Source organism: Actinomycetes bacterium (assembly GCA_024222295.1).
Classification (GTDB): Bacteria; Actinomycetota; Acidimicrobiia; order Acidimicrobiales; family Microtrichaceae; genus JAAEPF01.
On record JAAEPF010000023.1, the window covers coordinates 1 to 22,400 of the forward strand.

The following is a 22,400-nucleotide window of genomic DNA, read 5'->3' on the forward strand; positions in this document are numbered from 1 at the left end:
CGTCGCCCCCTCCGACGACTACTGACCCACCCCCAAGATTCCCCCCAACCAACCCAAGAGGGGTGGAGCTTCGGCTCCACCCCTCTTGCGCGCTCTGGCACACAGGGGTCCGGAAACGCCGAATGCCCCGAGAGGCCGCTCACGCCACCAGCACCCGGCAGACCCGCTCACCGTGATTGCCTGCGCGTGCCGCGGATCACGTTCTTCGCACCTCGCGCATCCGCGCAGCGTCCCCGCTCCGAAGCCTCTGACGGCGGCCCGGCGCCGATCTCCAGAATCCATCTCCTGGGTCGGTGTCGGGCCGCCGCGCGCCGGCACCACCCGCCGACTCGTCAGCCGGACGGAGGGACATTCCGCCTCCTGGACAGGAGCCGCTCCAGCCGGAGGCGGTTGTAGCGCTGTACGACCACGAAAGGCAGATGGCACAACAGCCCGAAGGCCGTCATGAGGATGCCGAACAGGCAAGGCCGGAACACGAAGAACAACGGACCGGCGAACGCATTCGACCAGTGCACGTATTCAGCTCGGCGGGTCTCGATGACGAAGCGTTCCAGGGTCTGATCCGAGCGGTCGGGAATGCGGGCCTTGGATATCCCGCCACGGAAGAATCCCCCGGCCTCGGGAAGAAGGTCCTTCCATCGCCGGACCCGAAACACCCGCTCGTACAACCGGCCCTCGCGCTCGAACCGGCGCGAGCGGGTCACCCAGGTGTCGTGGTCCAGCCTGCGGGTCGGGATGCGGTTGCCCACCCACCCGGTCGCCAGCCCGATGATCAGCCATGCGCCTGCCGCAAGGAGAACTACGACAGCAGGCGGCAGCCCGTCCAGCTCGATCACGAGGGCCTGCCCGTCAACGCTTGCCGGTCGGAAGCGGGACCTCGCGCCCACGCCAGCGCACCCGCCGGCGGACCAGCGTGAACCAGAGGCTCCGGAAGAAGATCGCGAAGAACGCCAAGAGCTGCAACGGGAACAGGAGATAGGCCAGAGGCCCGAAATTGCCGAGGTGCGAGAACATGTGGCGAAGCTGGACCGCGAAGGCGCCATAGAGGGCAAGAACGGCGAGGGTGGGTGCCGGCTGCCCCGCGACCCGGACGAACGTGGCGACCACGCTGCCCATTGCGGTCAGCCAGACCACCGCTCCCGCCAGTCTGAACCCCGGCGTGTGGCTGGCTCCGGTTGCAAGGTTCTTCGTCCAGCCCTCCACGAGCGACCGCGGCCCGTCCGGGTACATCCGGAACCCCAGGTTCCTGTCCCCCACCAGCACCTTCACCGGCAGCCCCTGCGACTCGTAGGCCCTTGCGAGGGCCATGTCCTCGACGATCTCCCCGCGGACCGCCTCGTGTCCCCCGGTCGCCTCGTAGTCGGCACGGCTGGTCGCCATCACCGGGCCGAATGCCCCGTTCGTGGCCCTCTCACCAGTTGCGCCGGCGCCGATCCCCATGAACGAGACGGTGCCCAGCAGGGCAGAGACCCGCTCGTAGGTTCGTTCCACGAAATGGAAAGGCTCGACCGAGACGAGACCGCCGCGCTCATCCAGTTCGCCGACAACGGCCTCGAGGGCGCCGGGCTCGACGCGTACGTCTGCGTCGACGAACAGAAACGTCTCAGAACTCGAAGCCTGCGCTCCGACGTGGCACGCCCACGGCTTGCCGACCCAGCCCTCGGGCGCGGGGCCTGCGGAGAGCACTCGCACGCCGTCGAAGGACCGAGCCACGGCGAGCGTGTCATCGGTGGAACCATCATCCACGACGATGACCTCGGCCCCAGCAGGCCTCGCAACCTCCAGGGCGGCCAGCAGATTCGGAAGTGACTGCTCCTCGTTGCGGGCGGGGACTATCACCGAGAACCTGCGGCGTGCCGGCTGGCCCTGCAACGGCCGTGTCACGTGGAGCGTGGTCGGCCTTCCGAACAGCCACCATCCGAGCAGCCAGCCGGCCAGCATCCATACGATGTTGAGCACCGGAGCATGCTTGCACGTCAGGGCAGGCCTGACACGAGCTTCGGCCAGAGCTGGCTGCCAAACGGTGCAGACAATTTCCCAGCGAAGAGACCTAGCTTCTGGACCGTGACCGAAAAGGACAGTGCTCCCGCACCCGAGGTCTGGTCGGCCAGACGATCCCGGGTCGGCGAGGCCACCGTGTACAGGGCTCTCCCACAGCGGCCGCGCAGAACGGTCGGCGCATGGTGCTTCCTCGACTATCTCGGCCCCGGCGAGCCGGACGACGGTGGGGAAGGCATCGGACCCCATCCCCACATCGGGCTGCAGACGGTCACGTGGATGCTTTCCGGTGAGATGCTGCACCGCGACAGTCTCGGCAGCGAACAGCTCATCAGGCCCGGCGAGCTCAACCTGATGACGGCCGGGCAAGGCATCGTGCACGCAGAGGAGCGAGTGGGCGACAGCCCCGTCGAACTCGCCCAGCTCTGGGTCGCCCAGCCCTCGGCGACGCGCGACGGGAGCTCGGCGTTCGAACACCATGGGGACCTGCCTCGAACCGAGATCGGCGAATCCGAGGTGACCGTGCTGGTCGGCGAACTGGCCGAACTCGCGTCACCCGCCCGGCGCGACACGGACCATCTCGGGGCGGACATCAAGCTGAGGGGAAGCGCCTCGGTGCCTTTGCACCACGCACACGAGCACGTCGTCGTGCCGCTGCGCGGGTCGGTCCGCGTTTCGGGAACCATGGTCGAGTCTCCGCACCTGGCCTTCCTGCCACCGGGTCGGTCCGGGGTGGAGCTCTCGAGCACGAGCGACGCACGGGTCCTTCTCTTGGGTGGCGAGCCCTTCGACGAAGAGGTGCTCATGTGGTGGAACTATGTGGCCCGAACCCGCGCGCAGATCTCGGAGGCCCACGCGGAATGGACGGCACGAAGCGCTCGCTTCGTCGTTACCGACTCCGTCCTGCCCTCGATCGACGTGGGCCCTCCTCCCTGGGAGACGGGCTGAAACCGATCGAGACCCTCCAGGCCGTGCTCCGCTCGGGCCCCACATCGCCCAGGCCCCGGGTGGTCGTCGCGGGAATGGGTGACACCGGTGTCCCCATCGCCGTCCGGTTGGCGCGTCACTGCGATGTGGTAGGGGTCTCGACGAGGCCGGCCCTCGTCAGTGGCCAGGAGTTGGGCACGCGGCTGGCTGACCCCAGCAGCTGGCGGGCCAACTACCTGGTTCCCTACTCCAGGTTCAGGGGACTCGACTCCGTACGGCTCGTGCACGGCAGGATCGCCTCGGTCGACCTCGAGCTCCAGGATGTACGGATCCAGACTGCCTCCGGAGAGACAACCTCCGAGCCCTACGACTGGCTCGTCATCGCCACAGGCGCCTCCAACGGATTCTGGCGCCACGACCGCATCGAGAACGTCGCCGAGGTCAAGGCGGAACACGACCGGGTGGCCGACCGGGTCTCATCCGCATCCACCATCGCAGTGGTCGGCGGCGGGCCGAGCGGGGTGAGCGTTGCCGACAACCTTGCCCGTTCAGGCCCGGCCGAGGTGCACCTGTTCCACTCGGGTGACCTGCCCCTGCCGGGGTATCACCCCCGGGCGCGCGAGTGGATCGCCGGACGGCTGCGCCGCGACGGCGTGAGCATCCACACGAACCACCGCGCCCGGATTACAGACGGCATCGCACCGGACCGAATCACCTCGGATCCCGTCGCATGGTCGACCGGCCAGGCAGCGTTCGAAGCGGACGCCACGATCTGGGCGGTGGGAGGTGTTCGACCCCACAGCGAGTTCCTGCCCGCGGAGGTGCTCGACTCCGACGGATTCGTTTCCGTCGACGCCCACCTGCGGGTTCCCGGCCATCCCAACGTGTTCGCCGTGGGAGACATCGCCGCCTCCGACCCGAACCGCAGCTCGGCCAGGAACTTCGGCTATCGGGTGGTGGTAGCGAACATCCGCCGGCTCATCGCGGGCCGACAACGCGGCCTGCGGACCTTCCGGGCACCGGAGTACCGGTGGGGATCGGTGCTGGGAGTGCAGGAGGACGGCCTCGTCATTCTCCAGCCTGATGGCCGGCGGATCCGGATACCCCGCTGGATGGCCCGGGAGGTGCTGTTGAGGTTGTTCGTCCGCGCCTACCTGTACGGAACACTCCGGCGGTCGTGAGGCGAGGCCTCGGTCCCAGCCTCGACGCGCAAGGCCACGCGAGGCGACCAGCGACACTGTTGCGCAGGACACCACGGCCGCACCCGACACCACTGCCGCGCCGGAGACCACTGCCGCCCGAATGCAACAGTTCCGTGGGCTGAGCCGACGTCGCCTGCGACGCCCGAATGAGCGTCATTCCACCGAACGTCGCTATTGTCGCCGGCCGTGAATCTGTATGAACGAGTCAAGGCAAGGACGCTGCGGCTCAAGCCCTCGATCAAGTCTGCCTACATGCCATATCTGGAGCTGGCCGGCTCCGCCCACCTCCAGGCGCTCAGCGACACCTATGACATGCAGCTCGTCGAGTCGAGCAAGGATCCGCTCCTCGCGAAGCTCGCACCACCATGGCTGCAGCGAATCGCCGGGCCAATGCTCGATGCTGGCGACTGGTACGCCATGGCGATCCTGCATGAAGGCGACGTGGTCGGGCGGGTGTGGATGGCGTTGCGCGTCCCACACGGCCCGGTCAACGGAGTCATGAACGTGCGGCTCGCCAACGACGAGGCATACGGATTCGATCTCTACATCGAACCCGAGCACCGCCGCGGAGACATCAGCAACTTCATGGCCTACCACTGCATCAACGAGCTACAGCTGCGTGGAGTGAAGGTCGGCTACACCCACCTCGATTGCGACAACGCACCGTCGGTCTTCTGGCACGCCGGAGTGGGGTTCAACACGATCCAGAGCTACAGCTACCTGAAGATCGGTGACCGGATTCACTGGAAGATCCCACTCTCGGACTCGCCCAGGTGGGGCCCGGTTTCGCGCCGAGGCCGCCATTCGGAGGCGCCCGACGAGCGGGTCGACCCCTTCGGCAACGCCCTTCTGCCCATCTGAGCCTCGGCCGCGGCACAACAGGTGCGACCGCCTCGAGAGTGATCTTCAGTGCCTGGTGGACCCAGGTTGACCAAGCGGCCTCGCCAGTCAGGCTCAATCCGAGAGATGGCCGGCCGCCCGCCCTGCATAGGGAGGCAGGTCTAGGTAGCTCGCTATTCCGGGTTGGGCTGCCACCACGGCGGGAACCGCGCTCACGCAGTGCGTGGCGGTGGCGACGATGCCGGGGTTGCGGACCAGTCCGGCCGCAATCGACTCGGGGTGCCACCCGTGGAGCGTCATCGTTGTGGATGGATCGCCGGTGACCTCGACCTCGAAACGCTCACCCTCCGGCCCGAAGGACCAGGCGGGCTCCAGGTTCTCCTCGCCCATGAACCAGTTGGTCCGCACCGTTACGACCGGTTGGCCGTCGACGGTCGCCTCCCAGGTGAAACGCTGGGCGGCCACCCGGCCCGGTTCGATGGGCCCGATCGGTGAATCGATCGGCGCGGTGGCCAGCGACACGTCGTGACTGACCCGCAGTTCCGGATCCGCGCGGAAGCCGAGTTCCGCCACGATCATCGCGATCGACTGGCCAAACCCGTCACCCAGCACCGCCGGCATGATGCTGGCCCGCGCCTCCGCGGGTGTGGCGCCGAACAACATGATGGGGCCAACCACATCCGGTGCGTCATAGGACCGGATGTCACTCCACTCCTCGGCGCGCACATGGGTGATCGACTGCGACAGAGCCGACACGACCAGCGGAATGCGTTCGGTGACGCCGCCGGGATGGATGCCCGTGCCGTGCACGGTCGAGTTCCCCTCCCGACACGCGGCTTCGATGTCGGCTTCGTCGCGTCCTTTGGCAAAGAACCACCCGAGCGGGGTCACGACATTGGCGCCGGACGCGAGAATCGTGGCCACCACCTCCGGGTCGGCCATCACCGGCGAGTAGATCACGCAGTCAGCGCCGAGCTCCAGCAACTCTGCGACGTCGTTGGTGGCTTGCACGCCCACTGCCGGAACACCGATCAGCTCACCGACATCGACGCCGACCTTGTCCGGAGAATGGACCCAGCAACCGACCAGCTCGAGCTGCGGATGTGCCAGCACCCCCTGGATCGCCGCTGTTCCGACACCGCCCGTGGCCCACTGGATCACCTTGATCGACATCCGCCGAGCGTAGGTCGCTCACGGGGGTGTGAGGCCCCGGACGGTCTCCTCGATCCGGCCGGCACGTGTGGTGGGCCGCTTGGCGCTCTGAATCCGGTACAGGTACTGCTTCTTGTACGACTTGCTCAACGCATCAAAGGCTTGCTGGGCTCCGGGAGCCGCCTCCAGGGCATCTTGCAGGTCGGTTGGTACCAGGAGCGCCTCGATGTCGTCATGCTGCGACCACGAGCCATCGGACCTGGCCGCGTCGATCGCCGCCCGACCCCTGTCGTGCATCAGGCCCTCGTCCCGGTGGGTGTTCGACTCCAGCCAGCGACGCCAGTCGGCCCGGGTCCCTGGCACCACTACGTCCTTGTCGTTGGGCGAGGCGGGTACTGCCAGATCGGCGGTCTTCGTCATTGCGTCCGACCTTACGGCGGTCAGGCGACCCGGTTCGGACAGGTCCCAGACCCCCACGCGATCGACGATCCCCGCGGTGCTAGACAATCGACATGGCCACGCCAGAGCTCCATCCGGACTGTGAGCAGCTCGCCGGCCTCCTGGGCACCTGGAGGGGTGGAGGCGAGGGTGAGTACCCCACCGTCGAGTCGTTCGATTACGTGGAGGAAGTGAAGTTTGCCCACGTGGGCAAGCCCTTCCTGGCCTACGACCAGCGCACCCGCGCCACCGACGACGGCCGACCCCTGCACGCCGAGACCGGCTACTGGCGACCAGTCGTGCCTGGGCACCTCGAGGTCGTGCTCTCCCACCCGACCGGCGTCGCCGAGGTGCTCGAGGGTTCGATCGTGACAGGACCAACGATAGTGATCGACCTGCACACCACGTCGGTATCGCTCACGTCCACCGCCAAGTCGGTCTCCCAACTGCACAGGCGCTTCGAGCTCGATGGCGATGTCCTTCGCTACCGGCTTGCCATGGCAGCGGTGGGCGTGCCCCTAACGCATCACCTGACCGGGGAACTCAGACGAGTGGTCTGAGCCCCGCGTGTTTGGCCGGGTAGGACGTGGTCAGCTCAGGCGCAGACGCCACTGAGGTTGAAACCGATCGGCGTGCGCCCCGAGTAGGTAGCGTAGGAGCCTTCGGCTTCGAGGTCGGTGAGCGAGTACCCGTCGGGCACCTCGATGAAGATGTTGTCCGTCTGACCGCTGTTGGCGATGAGGTCGTCGCCCGTGAAGGTGAAGGTGTCGCCGGCGAGTACCAGCGTGACCGAGGTGAACGACGTCTTGTTGTTGTTGGGCACCAACACGAAGTGCCAGAACTGACCACCCGTTGGGCAGTCGCCGCCCTGTGGTCCGGCCGTGTCATTGTGCAGCGGAACGGTGGGGCCAGGAATTGTTGTCGTCGTGGTCGACGTGGAGGTTGTGGATGTCGATGTAGACGTGGTGGAGGTGCTCGACGTGGTGGAAGTCGAAGTTGTCGACGTGCTCGAGGTAGACGTCGAGCTCGTGGTCGTCGAGCTCGGCGGGCAGTCGTTGCCACCCCACCACTGCAGGGCCGTGTCGGTGTTGCCCGGGAACAGCAACGCCGGAGCGTTTGTGGGCTGGATGATCGGCGGCACTTCACCGGTCACAACCTCGAACTGGACCGGATCACAACCCTTGGTGAAGTGCACGACCGTCGAACCCGGCTCCTGCAGGGTCAGTTGTGTCGACCCTGCGAGGGTCTGAGGCCAGGCCAATCCATCCCCAGGCATCACATACACGACTGCGGCCGCTTCGATCGGGTGGCAGAGCCGCTCGGCGAGGTGCAGCGCAATCGTGAACGTGTTCGGATCCTGATGTAGCGAGTAGGTGAGGTTGCGGGTGACGATCGCCTCCGTCGGTGGCACGCACCCACCCCCGCCTCCCCACGACGTGAAGGCCACTGAGATGTCATCAGTTGACGCCGTGCGTGGAGCCGGCGTCCTGGATGAACAGCTTGCGGCCAGCAGGACCGTCGCCACAAGGACTGCCGCACCAAAGGTGACGGACCTGTTCGTGATCACGAGTTCCCCTCCGAGCTGCCGGCTCGCCTCCGCCGGTGACTTCCTCGCCTCTCGGTTCACTTCGTGAACCAGCCAGCACCTCATGTGAGTTCGTGAATGCCCTCAAACAGGTGTCATGGCCCGAGCGGCCACCGCTGCTTGTCGAGGTGCACAACCGATCCTGGGCAGGGTCCATGGCGACTCCCGGCCGCCAGACCCGACTGAGCATCGGGCGCGACCGCCCATCTCCGAAGCCTCATCCACAGGGTCGCTGCGATCGACAAGGCAACCGACAGAAGCGTGCAAAGGACCGTCAGGACCAGGAACCGCTTCACGCGCTCGACCCTGCAAGACGGGGACCGGACGAACGGCCACCACCAGGTGGGCACCTGTGCCCTCGAGCCTCAACCAGCGAAGCGCCGCACCGGCTGGTCAGGGAGCGTCGGCGTAGCGCAGGTACGGCCGGAACTCCTCGACGTTGGCGAACTGCTGCCTTGCGTCCTCGGTGGACATCGTCGGAGCCACCACGACGCGGTCACCGGGCTGCCAGTCGGCGGGGGTGGACACAGGATTCCGGTCCGTCGCCTGAAGCGCGTCGATGACCCGCAGGATCTCGTCGAAGTTCCGGCCGACCGACTTCGGATAGGTCAACGTCAGGCGCACCTTGTCGGAGGGGTCGACGATGAATACCGATCGGACCGTGGACGTGTCGCCTTCGCCTGGATGGATCATCCCGTACAGCTCGGCAACCGTGCGGTCGGGGTCAGCGACGATGGGGAAGTTCAGTGCCGTACCTGTTACTTCGCCGATATCGGGGGCCCAAGCTTCGTGGTCCTGCACCGAATCAACCGACAGCGCAATCGGCTTCGTGTTGCGCTTGGAGAACTCTCCCGTCAGGGCAGCGGTGCGGCCGAGCTCGGTCGTGCACACGGGCGTGAAATCAGCGGGGTGGCTGAACAACACGGCCCAGGCGTCCCCTTTCCATTCATGGAACGAAATGTCGCCATCGGTGGTGGCTGCGGTGAAGTCGGGGGCCGTCTCGCCCAGTTGGATCGCCATCTGTGAGCTCCTTGGTGCTTCCTGTGAGCCATCGGCGACCCACAGGACAGGACAACCCGAAGCGACACGATCCTGTTCCGACCTGGCTTGGCCCGTAGCCAGCCGGGCTGGCAGACCGCGCGGTCGGGCACCAGCAGTCGGGGCGGTCTGCAGGGCTCGCGTCATTCGTACGAGGACTGTCGGCACGAAGCGCGGACTGGCCGGCGGCGTCTCGTCGTCGTGGCTGGCTCAGGCGGAGTCGGTAGCCGCCCGGTTGGCGAGAACGGTGCCGCGGATGACGAAGAACAGGAGCCAGGCCACCCCGCATGCCGTGACCCCAACCCCCATTCCATTGGACGGCCGCAGCAGCACTACCGCCCCCGCGAGCATCGTGCCGACCGATCCCGCCAGCAACGAGCCTGCAGCAGCCTGCTGCGCCCGCACCCAGAGGACATTGTCCGCAAGCGTGGCCTTCGTGCGAATGCCGACGACCCAGTTCCGTGGAAGCCTGCCGTTGCGCGACCGAAGAGCAACGACAAGCAGGATCACTCCTGCTGCGATCAGCGAAAGGCCGAGAAGCACCGCTGTGCCAAGGGCCATGGGGTCGCTCGCGCCAGCGCCATCGAACATCGTCCGAAGCTAGCGCCACGATCAGGACCGGCCGACCCGCGCCGCGCGCATGTCGCCGGGTTGTCAGCTGTCCTCGACTGGGGACGTGCATCTGCCCAGCGAAGCACATCAGGTGGTGCTCCTTCGGTCCAAGAGAAGTGCGAGAGAAGCGAGCACCAACGGCACCACGACGATGACCGCCGGTGGGGAACTGGCCAACGATCCGATTCCCCTCAATACCCCGTCGTCGAATGCAGTCGTACCGGCAGCTTGCACGAGGGTCCACAGCAACAGCACCCCCAAGACGATCCAGCTCGCGACAAGCAGTCCGCGCCCAGGCCCGCCGCGGTGCACAGCCGAGTGACGCCAGGTGATCAACCCAACCCAGGCAACCATCGACAGCCCGACAACCGTGTTCACGGAATCGCCCTGAAGATTCGAAACCGCCACCAACCCGGCCACAACCAGCACGAGGCCCGAACCGCCGAGAACCCGATCCAGACGCTGATCTGAGGCCACGGCCGGACTCTTGCACAAGAGCTCTCATGAGCGCGGGCCGGATTCATCGAGATTGCCCGAGAACACGGGCGAGCCGTACTACTCCAACGTCCACCACTACGGGCCCGACCTCGAGGAACTACCGCCCGCACCCGGAGCACCGACGAGCTCGTCGGTTCTCCATGGGGTGGTGGAAGTCCAGCCCGACCACCCGCCCTACGATGCCGAGATGCAGTTGCGTCTCGTCGTTGTCACCGCGCTCGTGTTGTTCGCCGGATCGTGCTCCAACTCGGATGACACTCAATCGGCAGAACCCAGTTCCGACCCGGTTGCCGAAGCGGTCGACTACTCGCAACCCGGTGATTACGCGGCAGGAGTTACGACGCTGGAGTTGGAGGATCGATCGGTAGAGGTCTGGTATCCGGCGGACCCTTCGGTCACCGAGGGGATGGACACCGAAGTCTTCAACGTGTTGATGACGTTGCCCGACAGCTTCTCGTCATTCGTGCCCGATGGGCTCTCGGGCGACATCGACACGGGCGCCTACCGCGATGTTCCCGGAGTCGAAGGCGACCATCCGATAATCATCTACAGCCATGGCTTCGGTGGATACCGGCAGGTGGCGACCTACCTGACATCCCATCTGGCGAGTCATGGATTCGTCGTGGTGTCGGTGGATCACATCGAGCGTGGTCTGGTCCAACAGGCCCTGGGTGACGCGACGAGCGATCCGCAGCGCGAGATCGACGACCTCGACGCAGCAATCGCGTTGGTTGCCGAAGGTGACGCGTCGGCCGATTCACCGCTCTCTGGTGTCGTGGACACTTCTGTGATCGGGATCACCGGCCACTCAGCGGGAGGCGGGACATCCACTCGCTACGCCGAACTGGGCGACCGGGTGCTGGCGTTCTCTACGATCTCGGCTGGTACGCCTGCCCCGATCGAGGGTGACGAGATCGGTGTGCGCGGGATCGCCCTGAGTCCGGATGCCCCAGACGAGGTCACCGTCGAGGTTCTTGAGGTGTCTGGCGAAGTGCTAACGGTGTCTGTCGACGGGACGGACCCGCAGACGGTGGACGTCGATCGAGAAAAGGGCGCAGAGGTCGAAGCCGGCGGTGGGACTGCGACGCTGTTCTTCTTCCCACCGGACAGCGATCAGGCAGCGGTTCAACCCGGAACAGTCGTAGTGTCACGCCTCGTGCCCGACAAGCCTTCGCTGGTGATCCTGGGCGACGATGACCAGGTCGTGACGGCCGAGCGCAGCCGGAGCCAGTACGCAGTGCAGCCGAGCCCCAAGGTCCTCGTTGGCGTTGCCGGTGCTGGGCACAACAGCTTCACGGACTCGTGTGCTCGGATAATCGAGTTCGGAGGGCTCGGCGAGTTGGAGGACCTGATCGGATCGGCGCAGGTGGCGCGGGCGGAGGACGGATGCACACCGGAGGCTTCCGACCCCGAGGTCGTGCAGGCCGCGGTCCGCCATGCAACGACGGCCTTCTTCCTGGCTCAGCTCCTCGGAGAGGACGCCACACCGTCGCTGACCCAGGACGCAATCACCGAGTACTCGGGAGCCGAGTTGTCAGACCATTCGACCGCTCCGGCATGACGGTTTCTCTTGGGTGGAGCCCGAGAGGAGAATCGAACTCCTGACCTGCTCATTGCGAGGTATCCGACACTGAACGGTGTGCGAACCCCGCCAAGCACCAAGGGACGAATGACCCCGGATGAACCGATACGGCCCCAGGCCTTTTTGCGCTGTGCCGAGTCGGTCTGCGAGGTCCTTGACCAGGTGGAAGGGTCGCCTGCGCTAGCGGATGTCCCCGGGTTTCGCGCCCGATGGCCACGGCGGAATCCTGGTGCTTCGGCCGGCGCCCGCTAGAGACCGAGCAGGTCCATCGTCGTGCGGATATAGCGCTCGCCGGTTTCGGAGACCGGGAAGGTGACGGCACCCCCGGCCCTGGTCAACTCGACCATCGGCCGGCCGCCGGCGGGTATCGCTACCTCGACCCGGTGGATCTCGTCCTCTCCGACCAGCAGTGGGACCCGTCTGCGGATGCGGCGCCTGACGGGCTGCAGGAATCCGCAGGCACCGCAGATCGGAAGCGGGTGTGCGACGCGGCTGCATCGGCCACAGCGACGGATTCCGCAAACCACGCACGCCTCGGCAGGTTGCTCGCAGCGGTTGCATGTCTCGGTGCCGCAGTAGTTGCACTCGAGAGCGTGCTCGACGAGGTGCATCGACCGGTCGACCCGGACTGTGTCGACGGACCGGCCCGTGTCGAACGCAGTGACGTATCCCTTGCAGCGGCCGGCCGGTACCAGGTAGTCGATCTCGACCCGGCCTTCGTCGAGTGCGAACAGGAAGTTGCGCCCGGCGCCGACAGACCAACGTTCCCTCACGTGCAGGTCCGCACGTGCTGCGGCAGCAGCTGTGGCGGGCTCGGCGCTGCCGGACGATGCGTCGCCGAGCAGGATATCGACGGACCGGCTGATTCGGCGGCCACCCACCACACGGGGGCCCTCGACCAGATCCTCCACGCAGCCGCTTGCCAAACCGGCGTCGAGGGGGGCCGGCGGAAGCATCAGCGGTACAGCCGCGAAGGACGCCCGTCGTGGAGTGGGCACCGGGTCGGATTTCACGATGTCGACGGTCTCGAACCGCATCAGCCACTTCCTCCATGGGGACACATTGTGCGGTCAATATGTTTACCATGACGTAACGATTTACATCGCCCTCAAGTTTCTGGCCAGGCTGGCTCGCCTTCACCTGGCTTCGTCGCACCCCTCGACTCTGAGATCCAGAGCTCCTTGCACGAGCAGGCTGTGAAAACGGTGCAGGTGGGCGGGGCAAGCCGCGAAACGTCGCCCCTCCCACAGCGAACGACCGTGCGGCACCCGAGCTGCGCGACTTGGACAATCAGACTCTTCACGGTTCCGCCTCCGGGCGGCCCCGCCCTCAGGGCAGTGCCGCCTCGACCTGCGGCTCCCCCTGTGCGAAATCGGCCAACTGATTCCGTTGGCGTGGTCTGCTGATTCGAGCCCGAGAGGAGAATCGAACTCCTGACCTGCTCATTACGAGTGAGCCGCTCTGCCGACTGAGCTACTCGGGCGTGCCATGTGGGCGACTGCCGAGCATACAACCGGCCGCCCTGCATCCACGAAGGCGATCACTTGCGGTCGCTTTGGCTCCGACCGACGTTGATTCGTACCGTTGGGGGTCATGCAAGCCCCCAAGCCAGTGAAGCGAGCCGTGCAGAAGGTGGCCTCGTCGGATCGCTTCGCCAGGGTCGCACCCAAGGTGGTGCCCCCGATCGACCGGTTCGTATCGAAAGCGACCAAGGGCCGCATCATGCTGTCCCAGTGGGTCGTACCTTCGATCGTGCTGACCTCCACCGGGGCCAAGTCAGGCCAGCAGCGGCGCAGCCCACTCGCTGCAGTGTTGCTGCGCGGCGACATCTACGTGGTCGCCTCGAACTTCGGTGGCGAACACCATCCAGCCTGGTCCTACAACCTGATCGCCAACCCGGACGCAATGGTGACCATGCGCGCACGCGACCGCAAGGTGAAGGCGCATCTGCTCACCCACGAGCAGAAGGCGGAGGTGTGGCCGGAGCTCACAAAGGCGTGGCCTCCCTATGACCGCTACGTGGAACGGTCCGGACGCGATCTGCGGGTCTTCCGCCTGGCGACCACGTCCTGACCAGCCCGGATCAGGCAGCGTCGGGCGGGAGACGCAACAACAGCGCTCTCAATGCGAGCGACTCGTTCGGGTTGACCTGGAGCGAGTCGGTCAGCGACTGCACGGCCCCCGCGGCGTCAGTGAAACGTTCCGCAGCAACCGCGTCTGCATCACCAACGGCATCGCGGTAGTGGCCCACGAGGGTGGCGAGTCCGGCTCGCAGTTCGTCAGTGCGCAGCCGGCGGGCCTCACGCTTGTGACGAGCCTCCATGCGGCTGCGGTCCCCCTTGCGTGCAACTCCTGACCGTTCGGCCATGTCGTCGAAGGCCTCCATCTCGGCCTGGTGGGTCTCTCCGAGAGGCTCGAGCACGGAGTCGATGCCCTCCAGCAGCTCGTCCGCCACGTTGCAGGCTGCTGACCCCGAACCGTCGAGGCGCGTCGGAGCCTCAGCCCAGGCCGAGCGACGAGCGACGAGCTCGGAATCACAGGAGAGCAGTCGGGCACGGCGGAGGCTGCCACCGGCAGACCTCGATGCCTCTGCCGCGAGCTCGGATGTGACCCCTTCGGCTACCAACCGTTCCTCGATCGCCGAGGCCGGCACAGCCGAGGCGTGCAGTTGGACACAGCGAGATGCGATGGTCACCAGCTCCTCGGGAACGTCCTCCGCAAGCACGACGAAGATCGTCGTCGGAGGTGGCTCCTCGATCGTCTTGAGCAGGATCGGTGCAGCATCACGCACGAGGTGGAACTCGTCGAGCACGAACACCTGGAGGTCGCCCTCCGGCGGGGCCAGGGCGGCGCGGCGAACAACATCGCGCGCCTGGTCCGCGCTGATCGCCGGGCCGTCGCGCTCCACGATGGACATGCACGGGTGGACCCCGGTATCGGCCAGGTGAACGATCCGGGACGCCTCGGGCGAACCCGGCTCGGTTCCCGCGGCACCGACGAGCAGCTCCGCCGCAAAGGCCGTGGCCGCCGCCCGCTTGCCGGATCCCTCGGGGCCGACGATCAGGTAGGCCTGCACCGGCGACACGGCCGCCGCCCGCAGCGCAGAGACGAGGTCCGGCTGGCCGACGACATCCGCCCAGAGGTCATCGAGCGTGCGTTCGCTGTCGCGGGCATCCGACCCTGGCTGCATCCGGCGACAGTAACCGAGGCATCCCGAGCCGCGGACCGCCCCTCGATGGCTCAGGACGCAGCGCTCGCCAGCAGCTCCCCCTGCGAACCGCTCCAGCACGGCTGTGCGTGGACCACCATCAGCCACGCGCGTGTGGCGAACACAGGAACTCGCGATCTGTTCCAGATCCCGGTACTCCCTCGGATTCCGCGCTGCCGACCCGCCGCCTGCCGGCCCGGGATCACATTCCCAGTCGGTCGGCCACCACTGCGTTCACACGGTCCGAAACCGCCTCCACGGAGCCGGAGCCATCGAGGACCACCCAACGTTGTGGGTCCGCTGCTGCCTGGGCATCGAAACCCTGTCTGACACGATCGTGGAATCCTCCGCCTGCCGCCTCGATGCGGTCACGCGGCGCGCCGGTTCGCTCCGCTGCCGTCGCGTCGTCGACGGACAGCAGGACGACCAGGTCGGGTACGAGTCCGGAGACCGCCCAACGCGATATGTGCTCCACCTCATCGGGGTCGAGGCCGCGGCCGTGGCCCTGGTAGGCAACCGAGGAACCGATGTAGCGATCGCACACCACGTGGCGGCCCGACTCGAGGGTGGGGCGGATGAGGACCTCCGCGTGGTGGGCGCGGTCAGCAGCCATGAGCAGCGCCTCGGCACGGTCGGCGACCTCACCCGCGGTGCCTTCGAGCAGGATCGACCTCAGCTGTCGGCCGAGTTCGGTACCGCCGGGCTGGTGAGTGAACAGCGCGCCCAGCCGTGTGGCCAGCAACTCGGCCTGGGTCGACTTGCCACTACCCTCGCCGCCCTCGAACACGATGAAGCGGCCGCGCTCCGATCCACTACCGCTCACGAGGCTTCCTCTCCCGATTCGGTCGACCCGGGCGAATCATCTGAGTCGGACTTGCCGAATCGCAGTTCGCCGGTGATGTCGTCCCAGCCTTCGCGAAGACTGGACCGGATACCCATCTGCATCGAACGGGCTGCAAGCACACCCGCGCCGAAGATGATCGCTGACGCCAGCCAGAGCGTGATCCGAACCCCCGGTATCGCGAGGTCGAGACCACCGAGTGACCAGGTCGGCACTTCCGGCTCCGGGTCGCCGGTGGCTGCACGGGCGAAGCCGTTGAAGATGGTCGCCAGCACCGGGCCGAGCAACAGGGCGAGCATCACACACAGTCGAACCAGCGTCAGCAACGTGGTGAATATGCGGCCCCGCAGGTCGGCTCCGGTGTGCTGCTGCAACAGGGTGAAGCCCAGCACATAGCTGGCTCCGGCGAACAGCCCGAGGCCCGCGACTCCAAGCGCAGCCAACCAGAAACTCGACATGGACACACCGAAGAACAGCGACAGGCCCGACCCCATCACGCAGAACGGGAAGATCGTCTCCTTCGGCAGCCTGTTCTGAATGGCCGACAGCAGCACCACGCCTGATGCCACACCGATTCCCATGGCGGTGATGAAGAGCGGGAACTTGTCGGCATCGCCGATCACGAACCGGGCGAAGGTGGGCCCGAGCGGGATCAGCATCGCGCCGCCGACGAGACCCGTGGCCAGCCCGATGTTGACGGCACGCACCACCGGATTCACGAAGATGAAGTCGAGGCCCTCGCGGATGTCGGCCCACATCTTGCGAAGATGGGACTTCTCCTTGTCGAGGGCGTCCTCGGCCATCTCCTTCGCGTCCGTCGGCTCCTTCGCTTCCTCCACGGACTTCAGCTTCTTGGGAGCGTTCGACGGCAGGCCCCGGAACACGAAGCGAGAGAGGATCATCGCCGAGGCAGTGAACGTGAGCGCGTCGAAGTAGAAGGCGAGAGTCTGGGTGTCGCCGAGTGCGCGGTTGAGCCCTAGGAAGCCGAGCCAGCTCACCTGCACCAGTCGGTCGTTGAGGGTCTTGAGGGCGAACTGGATCGGCCCCGCGATCGGCAACGTCGCATACGCGGCGACCAGGCCGAGCGAGTTGGCCTGAGCCAGCTTCTCCGACGGGACCACCGCGGGGACCGTGGCCTCCTTGGCCGGTGACCACATCATCGTGAACACCTCGAGCACGAAGCTGGCGAGTATCAACCCCGGCACCGTGCGTACCAGTGGCAACAGCAGGTAGACACCGGCGCGCACCAGGTCGGCGGCGACCATCAGCTTCTTGCGGTCGAACCGGTCGACCAGCACGCCGATGAAGGGGGCCAGGAAGAACCCGGGAGCCACGCGTGCGAGCGTGACCAGGGCTATCGCGCCCTCGGGTTGGGAGGAGATCGACGCCGCCAACGAAGTGATGGCGAAGAACCCGACCCAGTCACCGAGGGCCGATATGACCTGGACGTTGAACAGCGCGAAGAACCGCCGGGTGCCGAAGACGCGCCCGATCCAGCCGTCTTCCTCCGGGGGGCCGCCCGACAGCGGCTCCTCGGCGGTCATCGCTCCTGATCAGCTCTTCTTCTTCGCGGGGGCCTTCTTCTTGGCCGGCGCCTTCTTCTTCGCTGGCGCCTTCTTCTTCGCCGGTGCCTTCTTCTTCGCTGGCGCCTTCTTCTTGGCCGGCGCCTTCTTCTTCGCTGGCGCCTTCTTCTTGGCCGGCGCCTTCTTCTTCGCGGGAGACTTCTTCTTGGCGGGAGCCTTCTTCTTGGGCTTCGCCTGGGCGGTCACCTTGCGGGCACGTGCAGCGGCCTTGTCAGCAGCGTCGCGGGCCTGCGATGCCGCCTTGTCGGCCGCGGATCGGGCCTGAGATGCCGCCTTGTCAGCAGCGTCCTTCGCCTGGGAGGTGGCCTTGTCAGCAGCGTCCTTCGCCTGAGAAGACGCCTTGTCCGCGGCGTCGCGGGCCTGGGCGGTCGCCTTGTCGGCGGAGTCCTTCAGGCCGTCGAGGGCCGACTGGATCTGCTCCTCGGCCTTCTTGCGCTGGTCCTCGGCCTTCTTGCGGTGCTCGTCGGCGAGCTTGCCGATGCGGTCGGCCTCGTCGGCCATCCATTTCTGGAGGTCCTCGATGAGCTGCTGGACATTGCCCAACACGTCACCCATCAAGTCCTCCACGTTCTTGGAGCCGTCGCGGGCCTGATCAGAGAGCTTGTCGAGCTCCTCACGTGCACGATCAAGGAACTGGGGGGTATCCGGCATGGTCGCCTCCTTGCTGGCTCCGGGCAGGTTGCCCGGAAGCGATAGCACCATCTCTAGTCCGCGCGGGCCCCTTGAGTCGACAAGATCCGGGCGAAATGGGACGGGCGACGCCCCCCGGTGCTACTGCGAGGAGCCGTCGCCGTCGGAAGATCCGGAGGCAGGTGGCTCACCGGACACCTCGGCGGCCGATGTCTCGTCGTCGCTTTTCTTGGCCGGAGCCTTCTTCTTGGCAGGGCTCTTCTTCTTCGCGGGCGCCTTCTTCTTGGCCGGAGCCTTCTTCTTTGCCGGAGCCTTCTTCTTCGCCTTCTTGGCCGGAGCCTTCTTCTTCTTGGCAGGTCCCTTGGCGCGACGCTCGGCGAGCAGTTCCATCGCCCGCTCCAGGGTGATCTCCTCCACCGAGTCGCCCTTGCGCAGGCTCGCGTTGTACTCCCCGTCGGTCACGTAGGGGCCGAAGCGACCGTCCTTGATGACGAGCGGCTTCTCGGTATCCGGATCGTCGCCGAGTTCGCGCAGCGGCTCCTGGCTCTTCTGGCCGCGGCGGCGTTTCGGCTCGGCGAATATCTTCAGGCACTCCTCGAGGGTGATCGTGAGGATCTGCTCCTCGCTGTCGATCGAGCGCGAGTCCTTTCCCTTCTTGATGTACGGCCCATACCGTCCGTTCTGAACGGTGATCACCTCGCTGTCCGAAGGATCAACGCCGACCTCGCGGGGCAGTGCCAGTAGTGGCAGCACGTCTTCGAGCGTGACCGTGGCCACGTCCATCGTCTTGAACAGCGACGCTGTGTTCGGCTTGAAGCCGGTCTCGTCGTCGTGCTCGCCTTCCTGCACGTAGGGGCCGAACCGCCCGGCCTTCAGGTGGACCTCGAGATCGCTGTCCGGATGGACGCCGAGCACGCGGTCATTCGACGGGGCATCCAGTAGCTCAACCGCCCGCTCGGCCGTGAGTTCATCGGGCGGCAGGTCCTCGGGAATCGACGCTGTCTTGCGGTCATCGCCCTCACCCTTTTCGAGGTACGGGCCATAGCGACCGACCCGGGCGACGATCGGAACATCATCGGCCGGGTCGTTGACCAGGGGGATTGAGTTGACGGCCCTTGCGTCGATCTCGCCCAGTCGCTCATCGACCAGTTCCTTCAGACCCATGCCACCACCGCCGGCAGCGCCCTGCGGGATCTCGCCGTCGTCGGTCACCTGGTCGCGCACCCCGAAGTAGAAACGGGTGAGCCATGGCTCCATCTGTTCGGTGCCACCCGCTATGCCGTCGAGGTCGTCCTCCATGCGGGCAGTGAACGCGAAGTCGACAAGGTTGGGGAAGTGCTCCTCTAGCAGGCTGACAACGGCAAAGGCCGTGAACGTCGGCACCAGCGCCGAGCCCTTCTTCCACACGTAGCCGCGGTCGAGGATGGTCGAGATGATCGAGGCGTAGGTCGACGGGCGGCCGACGCCCAGTTCCTCAAGTCGCTTCACGAGACTGGCCTCGGTGAAACGCGCGGGCGGCTGCGTGTCGTGTGCCACCGCGTCGAGTTCCTGCACGGCCATCGAGTCGCCCTCGGACATGTCGGGCAGGACCTTCTCAGCCCCGTCGTCCTCGTCTTCGTCGACTCCCTGCACGTATGCAGCGAGGAAGCCCTTGAACTGGATCGTGCGGCCCGAGGCAGCGAACACCGAATCACGGCCATCGGCGAGGGCTGCGCCCAAGCGCACCGAGACAGTCTCACCGCGGGCGTCGACCATCTGGGAGGCGACGGTGCGCTGCCAGATCATCTCGTAGAGGCGGAACTCCGAGTTGTTGAGCTCGCCCTTGACCTCTTCGGGGGTGCGGAAGCTGTCACCGGATGGCCGGATCGCCTCGTGCGCCTCCTGGGCATTGCGCACCTTGCGGTTGTAGGCACGGGGCGCCTCGGGCAGGTACTCCGCGCCGAAACGCTCGGTGATCTGGCTGCGAGCGGCGCTGACTGCCGTATCCGACAGGGTCGTGCTGTCGGTTCGCATGTAGGTGATGTAGCCGTTCTGGTAAAGCTGCTGGGCGGTGCTCATGGTCATCGCCGATGAGAACCGAAGCTTCCGGCCCGCCTCCTGCTGGAGGGTCGAGGTCATGAACGGAGCGGCGGGGCGGCGCGTGTACGGCTTCGCCTCGACCGAGCTGACCGCGAGGGAGATACCGGTGAGCCCTTCACGCACCGCAGTGGCAGAGGCTTCGTCGAGCAGCACCGCGCCCGCGTCCCGCGCAGACGCCTTGAGGCTGCCGTCGTCGCCGAAATCCTTGCCGTTGGCGAGGCGTGCGCCGTCGAGCTCGACCAGCGTCGCCGGGAAGGAGGTCTGGTCCTTGGAGGTGTCCTGGTGGCGCAGCTGCGCGGCCAGGTCCCACCAGGTGGCGGAGTTGAAGGCCATGCGTTCGCGTTCGCGCTGCACAACGACCCGTGTCGCCACCGACTGCACCCGGCCCGCGGAGAGTCGCGGCATGATCTTCTTCCAGAGCACCGGCGAGACCTCGTACCCGTACAGCCGGTCGAGCAGGCGGCGGGTCTCCTGCGCATCCACCAGACGACGGTCGAGCTCGCGGGGATTGTCGATGGCGTGCTGGATGGCCTCGGGAGTGATCTCGTGAAAGACCATCCGCCGCACAGGGACTTTCGGGTTGAGCACCTCGAGCAGGTGCCATGCGATGGCTTCGCCCTCGCGGTCCTCATCTGTCGCGAGGTAGAGCTCGTCGGCGTCCTTGAGCAGGGCCTTCAGGTGGCGGACGTGGTCCTTCTTCTCGGGGGACACCACGTAGAGGGGCTTGAAGTGGTTCTCGGTGTCGATGCCGAGGCGGGCCCACTTCTCGCCCTTCATGTTCTTGGGCACATCCGCGGCATTCCTGGGCAGGTCGCGGATGTGACCGATGGACGACTCGACGTCGTATCCATCGCCGAGAAAGCGCGCGATGGTCTTCGCCTTTGCCGGGGACTCGACGATCACAAGCGGGTTGGCCACGACGCACAACTAAAGCGTGTCGGCACCCGATGTCAAACATCGCGCCTCGCCGGCGCAGCCGGATCAAGCGGATCGCTGCCTCCTGCGCCAACCCTGCAGACCCTTGCGCGGAGCACGCGGAGCACCCGCGAACCCTCGCCGCGCCGGCACATCCATAGCGGTCGATTTGCTTGATCCAGAGGCGTTTCCGACCGACTGTGGAACCGATGACCCGGCAGGAGTCCACATCCGAGCCCGTAATCGGCGCCCAGTTGTACGTTCGTGGCGCAACGATCTGTGCCTGGTCGGCGATCGTCCTCGCGGTGGCCATCTTCCTGGCCGGCTAATGGGGTGGCAGCGCCCCCGCAACCGGTCGCTTCCGGGAGGACTGGCTGGCGACGGCACCGTGGTCAGCAGCGCTGTTCGCACTGTTGGCAGCCGGCGCGTTGCTCGGCAGGCGCCACAGCAGGGTCGCCGTCTGGTTGTTCGGTCTCGTCCTGGTGTTGGTCACCGCGATGGCGGCCCTCCTCACCGCCGGCGTCGACGACTTCTGGAGCCCCTTCGCCACCGAGGTCGAGCAGGCAGGCCTCCCGCGCAACGGCCTTACCCGCGGCGGCACGCTCGTCGTCGCGATGATCACCCTCGGTGCGCTGCTGCTGCTCGCACGGCGGGCGCCGGGAACGCGCACCGCCCTGAGTACGACCGCTGCACTCTTCGCTGCGGCGTCGATGCTCAACCGCGCCGGAATCACCGAGGTGTTGGAGCGTGAGCTGGCCGCTGGACGCGATTGCGGCGTGTTGTTCGTCGACCTCGACAACCTCAAGACGATCAACGACGAACTGTCACACGAGTCAGGCGACAGAGCCCTGCGGGCGGTGGCGCAGGCTATCGAGTCCCGCCTGCGCGGCCGCGACCGCGTGGGCAGGATCGGTGGCGACGAGTTCATGTGCGTGCTGACCAACCTGCAGGACATGGCCCAGTTCCGCGAGGTGGCGGGAAGGGTCGCTCAGTCGATAAGGGACAGCCGAATCAGCGGCAAAGGAGGCAGCACCGGGGTCAAGGCGAGCATCGGTGGCGTGATTGCTCCCAGCCACGGCGACGCGAAAGCCGCCCTTGCCGCCGCTGACGAGTGCATGTAAGCCGTCAAGAACGCGGGCGGCGACGGGATCTTCATCCTCGACAAGCCCGCGCCGGGCGAGAACCGCCGGTCGGCGGGCGGCGACGACTCGAGCAACGGTCCCCAAGCACACTCCGCGTCCCCTGATTCGTCCGGCCGCACCCGGATGTAGA

General features: G+C 66.5%; 19 protein-coding genes, 1 tRNA gene and 2 pseudogenes. 7 read left to right on the forward strand and 15 right to left on the reverse strand.

Translation table 11 applies throughout. The features are described 5' to 3' along the window. Positions 1 to 332: 332 nt before the first annotated feature. Positions 333 to 836 (reverse strand): hypothetical protein, encoded by a 504-nt coding sequence (locus GY812_05815; GenBank protein MCP4435008.1) that lies wholly within the window; start codon positions 834 to 836, stop codon positions 333 to 335. A gap of 13 nt (positions 837 to 849) precedes the next feature. After that, positions 850 to 1,959, reverse strand: coding sequence for a glycosyltransferase (locus GY812_05820; protein ID MCP4435009.1), 1,110 nt, complete (start codon positions 1,957 to 1,959; stop codon positions 850 to 852). Between the two features lie 105 nt (positions 1,960 to 2,064). Between GY812_05820 and GY812_05825 the strand changes: the two genes are divergently transcribed. From GY812_05825 to GY812_05835, 3 genes are all read left to right on the forward strand, one after another. Further along, positions 2,065 to 2,946, forward strand: a complete 882-nt coding sequence (locus GY812_05825) for a pirin family protein (protein ID MCP4435010.1) — start codon at positions 2,065 to 2,067, stop codon at positions 2,944 to 2,946. Continuing rightward, positions 2,859 to 4,106, forward strand: coding sequence for an FAD-dependent oxidoreductase (locus GY812_05830; protein ID MCP4435011.1), 1,248 nt, complete (start codon positions 2,859 to 2,861; stop codon positions 4,104 to 4,106). Before GY812_05825 ends, GY812_05830 begins: the two co-directional genes overlap by 88 nt. 207 nt (positions 4,107 to 4,313) lie before the next feature. Continuing rightward, positions 4,314 to 4,988 (forward strand): hypothetical protein, encoded by a 675-nt coding sequence (locus GY812_05835; GenBank protein ID MCP4435012.1) that lies wholly within the window; start codon positions 4,314 to 4,316, stop codon positions 4,986 to 4,988. A 93-nt stretch (positions 4,989 to 5,081) separates the two neighbouring features. On the opposite strand, the gene GY812_05840 is transcribed toward GY812_05835, so the two are convergent. Continuing rightward, positions 5,082 to 6,140, reverse strand: a complete 1,059-nt coding sequence (locus GY812_05840) for a dihydrodipicolinate reductase (GenBank protein MCP4435013.1) — start codon at positions 6,138 to 6,140, stop codon at positions 5,082 to 5,084. 18 nt (positions 6,141 to 6,158) lie between these two features. Then, a complete protein-coding gene (locus GY812_05845) occupies positions 6,159 to 6,539 on the reverse strand; it encodes a hypothetical protein (protein ID MCP4435014.1) in 381 nt (126 codons plus the stop codon). Between the two features lie 92 nt (positions 6,540 to 6,631). On the opposite strand from GY812_05845, the gene GY812_05850 reads away from it, so the two are divergent. After that, on the forward strand, positions 6,632 to 7,117 hold the full coding sequence (locus tag GY812_05850) for an FABP family protein (GenBank protein MCP4435015.1): 486 nt from the start codon (positions 6,632 to 6,634) through the stop codon (positions 7,115 to 7,117). Positions 7,118 to 7,473: 356 nt separating this feature from the next. On the opposite strand, the pseudogene GY812_05855 reads toward GY812_05850, so the two are convergent. From GY812_05855 to GY812_05870, 4 genes and pseudogenes are all read right to left on the reverse strand, one after another. Next, a pseudogene (locus tag GY812_05855) lies at positions 7,474 to 7,605 on the reverse strand (leucine-rich repeat domain-containing protein). A 930-nt stretch (positions 7,606 to 8,535) separates the two neighbouring features. Continuing rightward, positions 8,536 to 9,162, reverse strand: coding sequence for a peroxiredoxin (locus GY812_05860; protein MCP4435016.1), 627 nt, complete (start codon positions 9,160 to 9,162; stop codon positions 8,536 to 8,538). Positions 9,163 to 9,390: 228 nt separating this feature from the next. After that, on the reverse strand, positions 9,391 to 9,771 hold the full coding sequence (locus tag GY812_05865; GenBank protein ID MCP4435017.1) for an SdpI family protein: 381 nt from the start codon (positions 9,769 to 9,771) through the stop codon (positions 9,391 to 9,393). A 108-nt stretch (positions 9,772 to 9,879) separates the two neighbouring features. Further along, positions 9,880 to 10,269, reverse strand: coding sequence for a hypothetical protein (locus GY812_05870; protein ID MCP4435018.1), 390 nt, complete (start codon positions 10,267 to 10,269; stop codon positions 9,880 to 9,882). Positions 10,270 to 10,321: 52 nt separating this feature from the next. On the opposite strand from GY812_05870, the gene GY812_05875 reads away from it, so the two are divergent. Beyond that, on the forward strand, positions 10,322 to 11,851 hold the full coding sequence (locus tag GY812_05875; GenBank protein MCP4435019.1) for an alpha/beta fold hydrolase: 1,530 nt from the start codon (positions 10,322 to 10,324) through the stop codon (positions 11,849 to 11,851). A gap of 269 nt (positions 11,852 to 12,120) precedes the next feature. Here GY812_05875 and GY812_05880 read toward each other — a convergent pair whose 3' ends face one another. Both GY812_05880 and GY812_05885 read right to left on the reverse strand, forming a co-directional pair. Continuing rightward, entirely contained in the window at positions 12,121 to 12,909 is a 789-nt protein-coding gene (locus GY812_05880) for a hypothetical protein (GenBank protein ID MCP4435020.1), read from the reverse strand. Positions 12,910 to 13,282: 373 nt separating this feature from the next. Beyond that, a tRNA-Thr gene (locus GY812_05885) sits at positions 13,283 to 13,355 on the reverse strand. A 110-nt stretch (positions 13,356 to 13,465) separates the two neighbouring features. Between GY812_05885 and GY812_05890 the strand changes: the two genes are divergently transcribed. Then, complete coding sequence (locus GY812_05890; GenBank protein ID MCP4435021.1) at positions 13,466 to 13,945, forward strand: nitroreductase family deazaflavin-dependent oxidoreductase; 480 nt, start codon at positions 13,466 to 13,468, stop codon at positions 13,943 to 13,945. Between the two features lie 10 nt (positions 13,946 to 13,955). On the opposite strand, the gene GY812_05895 is transcribed toward GY812_05890, so the two are convergent. The 5 genes and pseudogenes from GY812_05895 to topA all read right to left on the reverse strand — a co-directional run bounded on the left by GY812_05895 (position 13,956) and on the right by topA (position 21,116). Further along, entirely contained in the window at positions 13,956 to 15,062 is a 1,107-nt protein-coding gene (locus GY812_05895) for a hypothetical protein (GenBank protein MCP4435022.1), read from the reverse strand. A gap of 220 nt (positions 15,063 to 15,282) precedes the next feature. Further along, on the reverse strand, positions 15,283 to 15,903 hold the full coding sequence (gene tmk / locus GY812_05900; protein ID MCP4435023.1) for a dTMP kinase: 621 nt from the start codon (positions 15,901 to 15,903) through the stop codon (positions 15,283 to 15,285). Further along, entirely contained in the window at positions 15,900 to 17,465 is a 1,566-nt protein-coding gene (locus GY812_05905) for an MFS transporter (protein MCP4435024.1), read from the reverse strand. The genes tmk and GY812_05905 overlap by 4 nt, the downstream gene beginning before the upstream one ends. 9 nt (positions 17,466 to 17,474) lie before the next feature. Further along, positions 17,475 to 17,657, reverse strand: a pseudogene (locus GY812_05910) (hypothetical protein). Positions 17,658 to 18,275: 618 nt separating this feature from the next. Then, positions 18,276 to 21,116 (reverse strand): type I DNA topoisomerase, encoded by a 2,841-nt coding sequence (gene topA, locus GY812_05915; protein MCP4435025.1) that lies wholly within the window; start codon positions 21,114 to 21,116, stop codon positions 18,276 to 18,278. A gap of 425 nt (positions 21,117 to 21,541) precedes the next feature. On the opposite strand from topA, the gene GY812_05920 reads away from it, so the two are divergent. Then, on the forward strand, positions 21,542 to 22,249 hold the full coding sequence (locus GY812_05920; GenBank protein MCP4435026.1) for a GGDEF domain-containing protein: 708 nt from the start codon (positions 21,542 to 21,544) through the stop codon (positions 22,247 to 22,249). The last annotated feature ends 151 nt before the right edge of the window (positions 22,250 to 22,400 follow it).

What these genes read in the sequence shown, in the direction of transcription:
- GY812_05830 (MCP4435011.1), top strand. Translation starts at nt 2,859, where the DNA reads ATGGACGGCACGAAGCGCTCGCTTCGTCGTTACCGACTCCGTCCTGCC.
- GY812_05840 (MCP4435013.1), bottom strand. Translation starts at nt 6,140, where the DNA reads ATGTCGATCAAGGTGATCCAGTGGGCCACGGGCGGTGTCGGAACAGCG.
- GY812_05845 (MCP4435014.1), bottom strand. Translation starts at nt 6,539, where the DNA reads ATGACGAAGACCGCCGATCTGGCAGTACCCGCCTCGCCCAACGACAAG.
- GY812_05850 (MCP4435015.1), top strand. Translation starts at nt 6,632, where the DNA reads ATGGCCACGCCAGAGCTCCATCCGGACTGTGAGCAGCTCGCCGGCCTC.
- GY812_05860 (MCP4435016.1), bottom strand. Translation starts at nt 9,162, where the DNA reads ATGGCGATCCAACTGGGCGAGACGGCCCCCGACTTCACCGCAGCCACC.
- GY812_05865 (MCP4435017.1), bottom strand. Translation starts at nt 9,771, where the DNA reads ATGTTCGATGGCGCTGGCGCGAGCGACCCCATGGCCCTTGGCACAGCG.
- GY812_05880 (MCP4435020.1), bottom strand. Translation starts at nt 12,909, where the DNA reads ATGCGGTTCGAGACCGTCGACATCGTGAAATCCGACCCGGTGCCCACT.
- GY812_05890 (MCP4435021.1), top strand. Translation starts at nt 13,466, where the DNA reads ATGCAAGCCCCCAAGCCAGTGAAGCGAGCCGTGCAGAAGGTGGCCTCG.
- GY812_05895 (MCP4435022.1), bottom strand. Translation starts at nt 15,062, where the DNA reads ATGCAGCCAGGGTCGGATGCCCGCGACAGCGAACGCACGCTCGATGAC.
- GY812_05905 (MCP4435024.1), bottom strand. Translation starts at nt 17,465, where the DNA reads ATGACCGCCGAGGAGCCGCTGTCGGGCGGCCCCCCGGAGGAAGACGGC.